General features: G+C 38.6%; 13 protein-coding genes and 1 pseudogene. 12 read left to right on the top strand and 2 right to left on the bottom strand.

What is annotated here, in order from left to right; genetic code table 11:
* The first annotated feature begins 70 nt into the window (after positions 1-70).
* The 5 genes from F938_RS11135 to F938_RS11115 all read left to right on the top strand — a co-directional run bounded on the left by F938_RS11135 (position 71) and on the right by F938_RS11115 (position 5,616).
* Positions 71-2,095 (top strand): NADPH-dependent 2,4-dienoyl-CoA reductase, encoded by a 2,025-nt coding sequence (locus tag F938_RS11135; protein WP_005031836.1) that lies wholly within the window; start codon positions 71-73, stop codon positions 2,093-2,095.
* An 88-nt stretch (positions 2,096-2,183) separates the two neighbouring features.
* A complete protein-coding gene (locus tag F938_RS11130) occupies positions 2,184-2,594 on the top strand; it encodes a nuclear transport factor 2 family protein (RefSeq protein ID WP_005031835.1) in 411 nt (136 codons plus the stop codon).
* A 77-nt stretch (positions 2,595-2,671) separates the two neighbouring features.
* Positions 2,672-3,757 carry a YheT family hydrolase gene (locus F938_RS11125; RefSeq protein WP_005031834.1) on the top strand — a complete coding sequence of 362 codons (1,086 nt, stop codon included), beginning with the start codon at positions 2,672-2,674 and terminating at the stop codon, positions 3,755-3,757.
* A 504-nt stretch (positions 3,758-4,261) separates the two neighbouring features.
* Entirely contained in the window at positions 4,262-4,774 is a 513-nt protein-coding gene (locus tag F938_RS11120) for a helix-turn-helix domain-containing protein (RefSeq protein WP_005029281.1), read from the top strand.
* A complete protein-coding gene (locus tag F938_RS11115) occupies positions 4,771-5,616 on the top strand; it encodes an IS3 family transposase (RefSeq protein ID WP_010591792.1) in 846 nt (281 codons plus the stop codon). Before F938_RS11120 ends, F938_RS11115 begins: the two co-directional genes overlap by 4 nt.
* Before the next feature lie 78 nt (positions 5,617-5,694).
* On the opposite strand, the gene F938_RS11110 is transcribed toward F938_RS11115, so the two are convergent.
* Positions 5,695-6,159, bottom strand: a complete 465-nt coding sequence (locus F938_RS11110) for a hypothetical protein (protein ID WP_004830561.1) — start codon at positions 6,157-6,159, stop codon at positions 5,695-5,697.
* 229 nt (positions 6,160-6,388) lie between these two features.
* Here F938_RS11110 and F938_RS11105 point away from each other — a divergent pair, with 229 nt between their 5' ends.
* The 7 genes and pseudogenes from F938_RS11105 to F938_RS11075 form a co-directional block, all read left to right on the top strand.
* A complete protein-coding gene (locus tag F938_RS11105) occupies positions 6,389-8,029 on the top strand; it encodes a CTP synthase (protein WP_004830562.1) in 1,641 nt (546 codons plus the stop codon).
* 27 nt (positions 8,030-8,056) lie between these two features.
* Complete coding sequence (kdsA, locus tag F938_RS11100; protein WP_004830563.1) at positions 8,057-8,914, top strand: 3-deoxy-8-phosphooctulonate synthase; 858 nt, start codon at positions 8,057-8,059, stop codon at positions 8,912-8,914.
* 45 nt (positions 8,915-8,959) lie between these two features.
* Positions 8,960-10,249: a phosphopyruvate hydratase gene (gene eno / locus F938_RS11095; RefSeq protein WP_004830564.1), complete on the top strand. Its 1,290-nt coding sequence runs from the start codon at positions 8,960-8,962 to the stop codon at positions 10,247-10,249.
* A 10-nt stretch (positions 10,250-10,259) separates the two neighbouring features.
* Entirely contained in the window at positions 10,260-10,646 is a 387-nt protein-coding gene (gene ftsB / locus F938_RS11090) for a cell division protein FtsB (protein ID WP_004830565.1), read from the top strand.
* Positions 10,609-11,334, top strand: coding sequence for a 2-C-methyl-D-erythritol 4-phosphate cytidylyltransferase (gene ispD / locus F938_RS11085; protein ID WP_005031833.1), 726 nt, complete (start codon positions 10,609-10,611; stop codon positions 11,332-11,334). Before ftsB ends, ispD begins: the two co-directional genes overlap by 38 nt.
* A gap of 101 nt (positions 11,335-11,435) precedes the next feature.
* Entirely contained in the window at positions 11,436-12,572 is a 1,137-nt protein-coding gene (rodA, locus tag F938_RS11080; RefSeq protein WP_004830568.1) for a rod shape-determining protein RodA, read from the top strand.
* An 832-nt stretch (positions 12,573-13,404) separates the two neighbouring features.
* A pseudogene (locus F938_RS11075) lies at positions 13,405-14,274 on the top strand (D-amino acid dehydrogenase); the annotation flags it as partial.
* 63 nt (positions 14,275-14,337) lie between these two features.
* Here the strand turns inward: F938_RS11075 and F938_RS11070 are convergent.
* Positions 14,338-14,504 (bottom strand): integrase core domain-containing protein (locus F938_RS11070; RefSeq protein ID WP_005031828.1); only part of this gene is annotated, 167 nt, incomplete at its 5' end.

Here is a 14,504-nt window from a genome sequence, read left to right as displayed (position 1 = left end):
TTGTTGCATTAAAAAATATTAGACTTTTTCATCAGATTGATAGCTAGCGAATGCACGCCAAGGAGTTTACATGTCTAATTATCCGCATCTACTTGCGCCTTTAGATTTAGGCTTTACTACATTAAAGAATAGAGTGTTGATGGGTTCTATGCACGTTGGACTGGAAGAAGTTCAAGGTGGATATGAGCGTATGGCTGCATTTTATGCAGAACGTGCTGCAGGTGGTGTAGGACTGATTGTTACAGGTGGTATTTCACCCAATGATCATGGTGTAACATTTTTTGGTGGTTCAAAATTAGATCATTTAGAAGAAGCAGAAAAACATAAAGTCATTACTCAAGCAGTTCATGATGCTGGAGGTAAAATTGCACTACAAATTTTACATACTGGACGTTACTCTTATCAGCCTGAAAACGTTGCACCTTCAGCGATTCAAGCCCCAATTAATCCAACCAAGCCACATGCACTAACGTCAGCAGAAGTTCATCAAACGATTGCAGACTTTGCCAATTGTGCCCGATTGTCACAAATTGCAGGCTATGACGGTGTAGAAATTATGGGATCAGAAGGTTATCTGATCAACGAGTTTATTGCTGCAAGAACTAATCACCGTGATGATGAGTGGGGTGGCAGTTATGAAAACCGTATCCGTTTTCCAATTGAAATTGTAAGAAGAACACGCCAAGAGGTAGGTGAAAACTTTATTATTATTTATCGCTTGTCTATGTTGGACTTGGTTGAAGGTGGTTCTACGCTCGAAGAAGTCATTCACTTGGCGAAAGAAATTGAAAAAGCTGGTGCAACGATTATCAATACTGGAATCGGTTGGCATGAAGCACGAATCCCGACGATTGCGACCAAAGTACCTCGTGCAGCGTTTACTTGGGTGACTAAAAAATTAAAAGGTTCTGTTAAAGTACCTTTAATCACATCGAACCGTATCAATACCCCAGAAATGGCAGAGCATGTCTTGGCTCAAGGCGATGCTGATATGATTTCTATGGCGCGTCCGATGCTTGCAGATTCTCATTTTGTGCAAAAGGCTGAACAAGGTCGTGCAGATGAAATTAATACTTGTATTGGTTGTAATCAGGCGTGCCTAGATCATATTTTCTCCATGAAAATTGCTACATGTTTAGTCAATCCACGTGCTTGCTATGAAACTGAACTGATTTTTAAGCAATCCGATGTTATTAAAAATATCGCCGTGATTGGTGCAGGACCTGCTGGTTTAAGCTTTGCAACGTATGCCGCAGATCGTGGACATAAAGTCACCGTTTTTGAAGCATCTAATCAGATTGGCGGTCAGTTCAACATTGCCAAAACCATTCCAGGTAAAGAAGAGTTCTATGAAACCTTACGTTATTTCAAACGTAAAATTGAATTACAACCCAACATTAAACTGGTACTCAACCATACTGCGACATATGAAGAATTGAATGCTGCAAAGTTTGATGAAATTGTTGTGGCTACAGGTGTGACACCACGCCATCTAAATATTGAAGGCATTGATCATCCGAAAGTATTGTCCTATATCGAGGTTTTACGTGATCGTAAGCCTGTTGGCAAAAAAGTCGCAATCATCGGCGCAGGCGGTATTGGCTTTGATACCGCTGAGTACCTTTCACATGAAGGTGAGAGTGGCAGTTTAAATCCTCAGAAATTCTATGATGAATGGGGGATTGACACATCTTATGCGCATGTGGGTGGCTTAAAGCAGCCAGAAGTTGAGCAATCGCCTCGTGAAATCTATTTACTGCAACGTAAAACCGATTCTGTGGGTGCGGGTTTAGGTAAGACAACTGGATGGATTCATCGTACAGGTCTGAAACATCGTCATGTCAATATGATCCCAGGTGCACGTTATGACAAGATTGATGATCAAGGCTTGCATATTACCGTTGGTGACAAGGTCATGATTTTAGATGTTGATCATGTGGTGATTTGTGCTGGACAAGAGCCATTTACTGCGATGTTTGATCAACTTCAAGCGGAAGGAAAATCAGTTCATTTAATTGGTGGCGCGAAGGAAGCGGGAGAATTGGATGCTAAACGTGCGATTCGTCAAGGCGCAGAATTAGCAGCAGTGATTTAATCCAATTTAAAAACTTAATCAAAATCCTCTCTTTGTTGAATTGTCTTTAAAACTTTTATTAGGGAGGATTCTATTCAGGATGAAAGAAATGAGTTTTACACAAAGCAAATCTGCAATACAAAAATGGCATCAGATGCTAGAAAGCCGTGATATGAGTATTTTAAATGAACTGCTTGCGGATGATGTGGTTTTTCGCTCGCCAGTGGCTTATCACCCATATGAAGGGAAGCAAGTTGTTTTTTTTATTTTAAGCAATGTGATCCAAATTTTTGAAAATTTTACCTATCATCGAGAGTTTTATACAGACGATGAGCAGAGTGTAGTGTTAGAGTTTTCAGCCAATGTTGCTGAGAAAAAGTTAAAAGGGATTGATATGATTCGTTTTAATGAGGCTGGAAAAATTGTAGATTTTGAAGTGATGATTCGCCCGAAAAGTGGATTGGAAGCTTTAGCTGCCCAAATGGGGCAACGAATGGCTGCCTTTATACCCAAAGCATAATGGTATAAATAAATACTGGGAGCGTTGACTCCCATATTTAAAGTATGATTATCATAAATAAAAAGTTGAGGTGGAAAATGTCTGTACTCCATAAGTTTACCGAGATTACCCAAAGTTTATTAGATCAAGTGACTGGCGCTGAATTGCCAAAGTTGTATTTTAATCAGCAAGGTGCAATGTCTGAGATCTTAGATAAACTACCTCAATTACAAGACAAATATCGTCCTACACCGTGGTTGACCAATACACACGCACACCTTTTATATTTTGATTTAATTAAAAAAAAGACAGTTAAGTTGCAATATGACCGGATTGATCAAATCACTATGCAAGATGGTGGCGTTACTGCTATTGCATGGTATGGTTATGATCTACCTGAAGAGACACCGACCATTGTGATCATGCATACCATTACTGGAACGCCAGAAAGTATGCGTGAATTAGTTAAAGATTTACATGAGTATACGGGTTGGCGAATTGCACTATGTTTACGCCGTGGGCATGCAGGTCTACCTATGCCTGTTCCATTGATGTCAATTTTTGGTTCAACATCCGATCTAAAAGAGCAATTGAGCTATATACAGGATTTATTTCCACAGACTGAATTGTTTGCGGTGGGATCATCCGCAGGTACTGGATTGTTGGTACGCTATTTGGGTGAGCAAGGTCTAGACACACCATTTAAAGCAGCATTTGCGATGTGCCCGGGCTATGATACTGAAATTGGTTTTGAAAATGTACATCCTTTTTATACCAAGGTGATGACCAAAAAATTGTTTAAAGCATTTATCACGCCTTATACACAAACGTGGACACCAGTACATTCAGTACAAAATGTATTGAGAACCAAAACATTACAAGAGTTTCAGACTGAATATTTTGAAATGGCTGGTTTTTCAGATTATGAAAGTTATTCAAAAGCCACCAATCCTATTTATGTTTTTGAAAATGTTAAAATTCCACTGATGATTCTAAATGCAGAAGATGACCCGGTGTGCTCAATTAAAAACTTGGAACCTTATAAGGAAACCATTCAGAATATGGATAACGTGGTGGTGGTGACGACCAAAAAGGGCAGTCATTGTGGTTTTTATGAAGGCTTGAATACCAAATCTTGGGCTTCACGTTTAATGGCGGACTTTCTAAAACAGTATTCAGTATAGTCAATCTGTTGAAAAAACCATACTGTAAAATATCGTTTCTCTTAATCACTAAAATGAATGTGATCAATATATTGTTTGATGATCTAAAGCTTGCACTGCCACGTTTTACATCTAAAGTTTAAATTTTTTTTGCGCATGCGATGACTCACTTTTCAGACATGAAAAGTGACAAAAATCTTTCGTCTAATAGGGTTCTTACGCTACAAACAAAGCAGTGCTTTGTTTTTGCTCATATACCCCCGCTCAACATGGCGACATCCATGTCGCCTCACGATAGCACGACCACCTATGATTCAAAAGGGCAAAATAAATGAATCATTAAAATCGTATAAAAAGAATAAATTTTATTTAATATCAGTAGTATATAAATATTACTTGTGTGAATAATTAGGCGGTTTTACTATATCTTAGTATTATATTTATTATGAAGATTATAATTAGCAAAAAACCAGTCATGAATTGAACTGAACCCTATAAGTTGGACACAACTTATAGGGTATTTTTATGAAATACAATTTAAAGTTTAAACAAGCAGTCATTGCTTATTATGCTCAAGGCCATTCTAGTTTATCAACAGCCAAGCATTTTTCGATTAGTGATAAGGATGTCTCTAAATGGTTGGCTCAATTCAACTTAGGTGGAATTGATGCAATAAAACCAAAACAGAATAAGACAATTTATACAGCTGAATTTAAATATAAAGTATTAACAACTATGCAGGATGAGCGATTAAGTTTATCTGATACAGCTCTTCGTTTTGGTATTTCTTCCCCGAGTTTGATCAGTGTATGGCGTAAAATCTATCAAACCGATGGTATGCTTGGACTAGAACCAAAGTCTAAAGGAAGAGCACCCATGTCTAAAAATAAACATAAATATATTGTTGATAAACCTGATCATGAAAAAACAACTGCTGAGCTTCAGCATGAACTACTCTATTTACGCGCTGAGAATGCTTACTTAAAAAAGCTCGACGCCTTGCTGAATCCACCCAAAAAGGACAACAAGCAAGGTTGATTGATCAGATGAGTACTGAGTTTGCTTTGCCATTGCTTTTAGATATTGCTGAGTTATCGAGGAGTAGTTTCTACTATCATAAAGCCAAGCTAAATGCCGTAGATAAATATGCAGAGCTCAAGCAACGAATTTGCCAAATTTATGATCAGCATAAAGGTAGATATGGTTATAGACGAATCACTTTAGCCTTGAAGCAACAAGGTCTTCATCATAACCATAAATTGATTGCTAGGTTGATGAGAGGCTTTGGTTTAATTTCATTGATTCGGCGTAAAAAGTACAATGCCTACAAAGGTACATCCAATAAAATAGTCAAAAATAAACTCAAACGTAACTTTGAAGCGAAGCGACCCAATAAGCGTTGGCTGACAGATATAACCGAATTTAAAGTTGCTGATACGAAGTTATATTTATCTCCGATTTTAGACTGCTATAACAATGAGATTGTGAGCTATACACTTTCAAGACGCCCAGTATTTCAACTTGTTAAAGATATGCTTGATCAAGCCATAAGTCATTTACCAAACTCACGAAAACACAAGCTTATGCTTCATTCAGATCAAGGCTGGCATTATCAAATGAGCCAATTTAGGAGTACGCTTAAAGCGAATAAGATTAAGCAAAGTATGAGTAGAAAAGGGAATTGTTGGGACAATGCTTTGATGGAGAGTTTCTTTGGTACATTAAAATCAGAGACGATTTATCTAGAGAAACCAGAAAGCATTGAAGTCTTAGAGCAACAAATTCATGACTACATCCATTACTATAATCATGAGAGAATACAAATTAAACTAAAAGGATTGAGCCCTGTTCAATTCAGAACTCAATCCAGCGTTAACTAAACTGTCCAAGATTTGGGGTTCAGTCCAAATGACTGGTTTTTTGCTTACAAAACTAGTTCTTTGTTGAAAAATAAGCTTTTAGTTTTTCAATGCAGGTGTAGCTGCAGCGATTGCAGCAGCAACTGCGTCATCTTCAGATTGAGCAGTGCCAGAGTTTGCTTTAGGCGCAGTCTGGGTCTTTGGTGCAGTTTGAGCTGTTTCAGTCTTCACTGACTCTGCTTTTGCAGGTTTAGCTTCTGTTGCAGCAGGTTTATTTTCAGCAGCCTGTGTTGTTGCAAGCGCTTCATGCGTTGGTTCACGACGAATTTCTGTTGTTGTATTCGCTGTTTCAGTACGTTCAACTTCTACATGCGCAGGAATTTCGACTTGTTGAGTATTTTGTTCAGCACTCGGTAAGCTTTCAAATTGAGCTGGTTCAGATGCCGCTGTTTGAGCAGTTTCAACTTTCTCTTGCTCAGTCTCTTTCGGCTCTTCTTTTTTTACACAAGCAGATACAAGTAGTGCTGTCGCAATTGCGCCACAAATTAAAAATTTCTTATTCATAATTACTCAAAACAAAACAGATTAAAGAGATGTTAACTAGTATAACAGCAAAATGATATTTAAAAATCACCTTATCAAGTGCTAAATTTTTATTGGAAATGCTGATAGAATAGCCAATTGTTTATTGTTCTATGAATTGATGTGAATTGACTTTGCTTTCTTGGTACAAGGTAAAGTAAAATCGCACAACATTGTAGGCCAATTTAGGCTCCATTGTACGAGAAACTTGATGACCCATTTTATATTCGTCACTGGTGGTGTTGTATCATCACTAGGTAAAGGTATTTCAGCTGCTTCAGTTGCTGCACTTTTAGAAGCCCGTGGTTTAAAAGTAACCATGGTCAAAATGGATCCATACATTAATGTCGATCCTGGGACGATGAGCCCATTCCAGCACGGTGAAGTATTTGTCACAGAAGATGGTGCTGAAACTGATTTAGATTTGGGTTATTACGAACGTTTCTTACGTCGTGCCAAAATGACCAAATTGAATAACTTTACGTCTGGTCGTGTATATCAAGATGTTTTGAATAAAGAACGTCGTGGTGATTATCTCGGTGGTACAGTCCAAGTTATTCCACATATTACGGATAATATTAAAGAGCGTGTACTTCGTGCAGGCGAAGGTTATGACGTTGCTATCGTTGAAATCGGTGGTACAGTCGGTGACATTGAATCCCTCCCATTCATGGAATCTGTACGTCAGTTGATGGTTGAGCTTGGTCATAAACGTACCATGTTAATGCATTTGACTTTATTACCTTATATCAAGTCTGCTGCTGAACTTAAAACTAAGCCAACTCAACATTCAGTGAAAGAGTTATTGTCGATTGGTATTCAGCCTGACATTTTGATTTGTCGTACTGAGCATGATGTTGATGCCGATACCACACGTAAAATTGCACTCTTTACCAACGTTGAAGCGCGTGCGGTTGTGGTCTGTAAAGATGCACGTTCGATTTATCAAATTCCACGTACATTCTACGAACAAAATGTTGATGATTTAATCTGTGAACGTTTTGGTTATATCAACTTGCCAGAAGCAGATCTTGCAGACTGGGATCACGTTGTAGAAGCTTTACTTAATCCTGAATACACCATTCGTGTTGCAATGGTCGGTAAATACGTTGAATTGCCAGATGCTTATAAATCTGTCAATGAAGCACTTTTACATGCTGGTATTCAAAATCGCGTTAAAGTTCAAATTGATTATATCAATGCAGAAGAATTGGAAAGCCAAAATCCTGCTGAAATCTTAAAAGATGTCGATGCGATCTTGGTACCTGGTGGCTTTGGTGAGCGTGGTACTGAAGGCAAAATGCAAGCTATTCAATATGCACGTGAAAACAAAGTACCATTTTTGGGTATTTGCTTGGGTATGCAATTGGCTGTGATTGAGTTTGCTCGTCATGTTGCAGGTATGCCAGAAGCAACGTCTACAGAATTTAATCGTTCAACAAAATTCCCATTGATTGGTTTAATCACTGAATGGTTAGACGAACGTGGTGAAATTCAGCATCGTAGCACTGAGTCAAATCTGGGTGGAACAATGCGTTTAGGTGCACAAACATCCGAGTTGGTTGAAGGCACTAAAACACGTGAAGTGTATGCGAAAGCAGAAATTACTGAACGCCATCGCCATCGCTATGAAATGAACGATCGTTTCATTCCTGCAATTGAACAAGCAGGCATGAAAATTTCAGGCTATTCAACTGCGCAACATCTTGTTGAAACAGTAGAAATTCCTGACCATCCTTGGTTTATTGCTGTACAATTCCATCCAGAATTTACAAGTTCACCACGTGATGGGCATCCATTATTTGCTAGTTTTATCGATGCCGCAAAAAAGCAGCACCAAAACAGTAAGTAAGTGTGTAAAACAAACTAGGAAGTTTAAATGTCACAATTAAAACCACAAGAAATTGTACGTTTAGGCGATATACAAATGGCAAATCACTTGCCATTTGTACTATTCGGCGGAATGAACGTACTTGAGTCGAAAGACTTGGCTTTTGAAATTGCAGAGACTTATGTCGATATTTGTACGCGCTTAAATATCCCTTATGTATTTAAAGCCAGTTTTGATAAAGCCAATCGCTCAAGCTTACATTCATTCCGTGGTCCAGGTTTGGAAAAGGGAATTGAATGGTTAGCCGACATTAAAAAACATTTTAATGTGCCGATTATTACAGATGTTCACGAACCTTACCAAGCTGCACCTGTCGCTGAAGTGGCAGATATCATTCAGCTTCCTGCATTTTTAAGTCGTCAGACAGATTTGGTTGAAGCAATGGCGAAAACACAAGCCATTATCAATATCAAAAAAGCACAATTCCTTTCTCCGCGTGAAATGAGCCATATTCTCAACAAGTGTTTAGAAGCTGGTAATGACAAACTCATTCTGTGTGAGCGTGGTACATCATTTGGCTACAATAACTTGGTTGTTGATATGCTTGGTTTTGATACCATGAAAGAAATGAATGTTCCTGTATTTTTTGATGTCACCCATGCCTTACAAACACCAGGCGGTCGTGCAGATTCAGCGGGTGGACGCCGTGCGCAAATCACTACATTGGCGCGAGCAGGTATGGCAACAGGTTTGGCTGGGTTGTTCTTAGAAGCACATCCAGATCCTGAAAAAGCAAAATGTGATGGACCTTGTGCATTGCGTATGTCTCAACTTGAGCCATTCTTAGCACAATTAAAAGAATTGGATACCTTAGTTAAAGGTTTCAAAAAGTTAGATACTCATTGATGCCCTTAAACAGCATCTTATTTTTAATCAACTGAGGAATTATTCATGAGCCAAATCGTTGACATTCGTGCACGTGAAATTTTGGACTCTCGTGGTAACCCAACCATCGAAGCAGACGTAATCCTAGACTCTGGCGTTGTTGGCCGTGCATGTGCACCATCTGGTGCTTCAACTGGTTCTCGTGAAGCTTTAGAACTTCGTGACGGTGACAAATCACGTTACTTAGGTAAAGGTGTTCGCACTGCAGTTCAAAACGTAAATGGTCAAATCAAAGACTTATTAAAAGGTCAAAACGTATTTGAACAAAAAGCGCTTGATGACAAAATGATTGCGCTTGATGGCACTGAAAATAAAGAAAAATTAGGTGCAAACGCAACTTTGGCTGTATCTTTAGCTGCTGCACGTGCTGCTGCAACTGAGAAAAAAACTGAATTGTTCCAATACATCGCAGACTTACGTGGTCAAACAACTTTGACTATGCCAGTTCCAATGATGAATATTTTGAACGGTGGTGCTCATGCAGATAACACTGTTGATATCCAAGAGTTCATGATTGAGCCTGTAGGCTTCACTTCATTTGCTGAATCTTTGCGTGCTGGTGCGGAAATTTTCCATGCTTTGAAATCTGTATTGAAAAAGCAAGGTTTAAACACTGCGGTGGGTGACGAAGGTGGTTTTGCACCAAACTTACGTTCAAACGAAGAAGCGATTACAGTTATCCTTTCTGCTATTGAAACCACAGGTTATAAAGCGGGTTCTGACATCATGTTAGCGCTTGACTGTGCATCTTCTGAATTCTACAAGAATGGTCAATACATTCTTGCTGGAGAAGGCAACAAAGCATTTACAAGCAACCAGTTTGCTGACTACTTAGCTGGTCTTGTAAAACAATATCCAATTATCTCAATCGAAGATGGTTTGGATGAGTCTGATTGGGAAGGTTGGAGTTATTTGACTTCTATTCTCGGTGATAAAATCCAATTGGTTGGTGACGATTTGTTTGTAACTAATCCTAAGATTTTACAACGTGGTATTGATGAGAAAGTTGGTAACTCGATCTTAATCAAATACAACCAAATTGGTACATTGTCAGAAACTTTAGATGCGATTTATCTTGCTAAAGCAAATGGTTATAGCACAGTTATTTCACATCGTTCTGGTGAAACAGAAGATTCTACCATTGCGGACTTGGCTGTAGGTACTGCTGCTGGTCAAATCAAGACAGGTTCACTTTGCCGTTCTGACCGTGTTGCAAAATATAACCAATTACTTCGTATCGAAGAGTTGACTCATGCAGCTTATCGCGGTAAAGCTGAATTCAAAGGTCTGAATTAATCTCTTTGAAATGTTAGAAGTCTTTAAAACTACTTCAAGTAAAGTGATTGCAATACTGGCGATTTTAATCGTTGCAGTATTGCAATATCGCTTCTGGTTTGGTGAGGGAGGTCATTTTCCTCACCAAGCTTTAGTACAGCAAATTGAACAGCAAGCTGAAGTCAATGCTGATCTAAAAGAACGCAACCGTATCCTCGCTGCTGAAGTGTATGATTTGAAAAATGGTTCTGAGGCCATAGAAGAACATGCACGTTTAGATCTCGGTCTAGTGAAGCCACATGAAACATTTGTACAAATGAGTACGATTAGTACCCATTATAAGCAGATTTATACAGATCCAAATGTAGACTTAAGAACCAATGAAGACGATAACGAACCTGTACCAGACCAACCGTAAAATTTGGGCAATTGTCCCGGCTGCTGGCTCAGGTCGTCGTTTTTCAAAAACAGAACTTAAGCAATATCAAATTATTCAAAATAAAACAGTCTTAGCGCATACCATCGACCGTTTAAATGAATTGCCACTTGCGGGTTATGTACTTGCAATTGGTGAGCAAGACCATTATGCCCAGACATTGGCTCTAAAAAATAAACATTTAAGTCATTTTTGTTTAGGTGGCAATGAACGTGTTGACTCCGTGCTAAATGCATTAAGCTATCTCGAACAATTTGCCCAACCTGATGATTTTGTCTTTGTACATGATGCTGCACGTCCATGTGTAACACGTGAGTGTCTTGTCAATCTACTTAATACAGCAATCAACTTAAATAGCAATGCGATTCTTGCAATCCCTGTGAGAGATACCTTAAAGCGTGTTGATCAGCAACATAATATTGTTAAAACAGTGAATCGTGATCAATTGTGGCAAGCACAAACGCCTCAAATTTCAACATTTTCAATTTTAAAAACAGCCATTGAAACAGCGCTTAACGATGGAGTCATGATTACAGATGAAGCGAGTGCTTTAGAACATAGTAATCACACTGTCCAAGTCGTGATGGGGCGTTCAGATAATATTAAAATCACTTATCCTGACGATTTAGAGTTGGCGAAGTTAATTTTACAATCACAAATAATGCATTAAAAAACTGAGAAATTAAAAATAATTCTCAAAGGATAGATGTTCTCCTTGAATATTTATCTCTATAATTTGGCTAGATTAAGTTAGGTTTAAGATTTGCATTCATGACACCATCGCCCCAGTATAAGTTTTTACGTCAGTCCGTTCGAGATGGTTTAAGTATTAATCAGAAGATGTCGAGATGGGATAAATTGCATCTTGACCCATGGTTATTGGGCTTATTAATCATCAATGCTGTTCTTGGTTTATTGATGGTTTACAGTGCTTCTTCGGAAGACATGACTATGGTGATTCGTCAAGCGGTCAGCTTTGGTGTGGGTTTTGTTTTATTGTTTGTCTGTGCACAGATTCCACCCAAAGTTTATCAAGCGATTAGCCCATGGTTCTATCTATTTGCCATTCTATTACTGATTTTGGTCTTACTGATTGGTGACGTACGCTTAGGCGCAAAACGTTGGTTAACCATACCCGGTATTGGCAGTATGCAACCCAGTGAGTTTATGAAGTTTGCAATGCCTTTAATGATGGCATGGTATTTTGCACGAAATCCTTTACCTCCCAAGTTTAGACATATTGTGGTGGCTTTGATGATTATGGTAGTGCCATTTGTATTGGCACTTCTGCAGCCAGACTTGGCGATAGGTATTGTGATTGGTGGGGTTTTCGCCTTATTTCTCAGTGGCATGTCATGGACTTTAATTATTGGTACACTGGCTGCATTAGCAATGGCTTTTCCATTAATTTGGACATTTGTCTTGCAAGCATATCAAAAGAAACGAATTATGACTTTGTTTGATCCTGAGTCTGATGCACTGGGAGCTGGTTGGAATATTATTCAGTCTAAAATTGCAATTGGTTCGGGGGGCATGACAGGACGCGGATTCTTGGAAGGGACACAGTCTCAATTAGGCTATTTACCAGAACACCATACCGATTTTATCATGTCGACATATGCAGAAGAATTTGGCTTTATTGGTGTATTTTTCTTATTTGCCTTGTATACCGCGATGATTTTTAGATGCATGATCATTAGCTTAAATAGCTTTCATAATTATGGACGTCTGTTGGCTGGAACAATTGGCTTATCCTTATTCTTCTATGTTTTTGTAAACTCTGGCATGGTGAGTGGAATTTTGCCTGTAACAGGCGATCCTTTACCTTTGATGAGTTATGGCGGTTCAGCCGTGATTGCTTTGTTGGCAAGTTTTGGGATTGTGATGTCCATTCATACCCATCGATGATTTTATCCTTAAGCTGATGATGACAAAGCTCGCTGAATCTTTATAGATGAAGCGAGCTTTTTTAATTTAAGCGATATGATCAGCCATAATTATCTACTTTAACCTGAGTTCGATAAAAATTCTTGATGAAATATGATACTCGGAAACGTCATCCGCAACTGTTTGAGGCAGGACTGCTTCTATAAAGTATTGTTTCTGCGACTGATTAAATATGTTGCTGATGGTTGACGAGTTTTGCGGTGAGCAGCGATACCGCTGCGCAAGGTGGTTGCCCTTGCGGAGCTTCGCTCCTCATCCCGAAAGAAAAGTATGGCGAGCCGCAGGCTGTTCCTGAAATTGGGTGAGAACTCAGCAAGACTCCGTCGAGACTTATTGTTTTTCAATGAGTTGAAGATGCGGTTTCATCGAACTCACGTTACTTTATCATTAGACTGGCTGAATATTCATACAGATAATTCATTCTAAGTGAGATTTTCAACAGATTAGCGCTCTATAGACTATTCAATTTAGAAGTGTATAAGAAGCGTAAAAGGGTAAAATATATTCTATGATCATTATCAGTGAATATTCTTGCTTTTTGAGCTGAGCAAGACTTTTATCACAACACTATTTGCTAAAAGCGAGACACCTTAATATGTGTTCTAAGGAAAAATTTGCTATTAGAAGATATAAAACTTAATAATTCAAAAGTATAAACCATAGTGACAGTTCCATACGAAATCTGTGTTGCCAAATTATTTCTAAGTGCTACATTAAAAGAGTGGCAAAAATTCAGATTAGAACAGATAACTTTTTATTATAAGACGATAAATTCGTATAAGGTCGGTTCAGTATGCATATCATCATCATGGGCGCAGGTGTTATTGGTACAACATCGGCATATTATCTCAAACAAGCGGGTCATGAGGTCACTGTAATTGACCGTCAACCGAATGTAGCACTTGAAACAAGTTTTGCGAATGCAGGTCAAATTTCTCCAGGTTATGCCTCTCCTTGGGCTGCTCCAGGGATTCCTTTAAAAGCATTTAAATGGATGTTTCAACCCCATTCGCCGCTCGCCATTAAACTAACTGGAGATATGTATCAGTATCAATGGATGGTACAAATGTTAGCTGAATGTAATATCAATCGCTATCAAATCAACAAAGAGCGAATGGTGAGAATTTCAGAATATAGCCGTGATTGCTTAGATGAACTGCGTGCAGAAACCCAAATTCATTTCGATGAACGTCAGCTTGGGACATTGCAACTGTTTCGTAAGCAGCAGCAATTAGATGTGGCAGGCAAAGACACAGAAGTATTAAAGCATGAAGGTGTGCCATTTGAATTATTAGATAAAGCTGGTGTGATCAAAGCAGAACCTGCATTGGCGCATGCGACTGTTGATTTTGTTGGTGGTTTACGCTTGCCTAATGATCAAACAGGGGATTGCCAAAAATTTACCACTGAATTAGCAGAACTCGCTGCGCAGCAAGGTGTAAATTTTCTTTTTAATACAGTGATTGAAACAATTGAAAAAGATTCAGATCGAATTACAGCCATTAAACTCAAAGATGGCAGTACATTGAAAGGTGATGTTTATGTGATGGCATTGGGCAGTTATAGTCATGAGATGTTAAAACAACTCAATATTGATGCGCCCGTATATCCTTTAAAAGGTTATTCGATCACCACAAAGATTATTGATCCAGCATTATCACCAAGAGAGGTGGTCCCACTTGTTTGAACAACTAAAAGCGTATTTATAAGTGATATTCCGCTCTAGTTAAGCCACCTTGTTTTGTTGGGGTAGCTGATCATAGTAAAACTCATTTGGTGTCATTTTGTCTAGACTCGAATGAGGTCGTTTCAAATTATAAAACTCAAAATATGCACTTAATTGCTTTTTCGCATCTGTGACACTGCTATAAGCTTTGAGATACACCTCTTCAT

The organism is Acinetobacter bereziniae LMG 1003 = CIP 70.12 (assembly GCF_000368925.1).
GTDB lineage: Bacteria > Pseudomonadota > Gammaproteobacteria > Pseudomonadales > Moraxellaceae > Acinetobacter > Acinetobacter bereziniae.
Note: the sequence above shows the minus strand (reverse complement) of the source record. Positions and strands in the feature narration are given on the sequence as shown.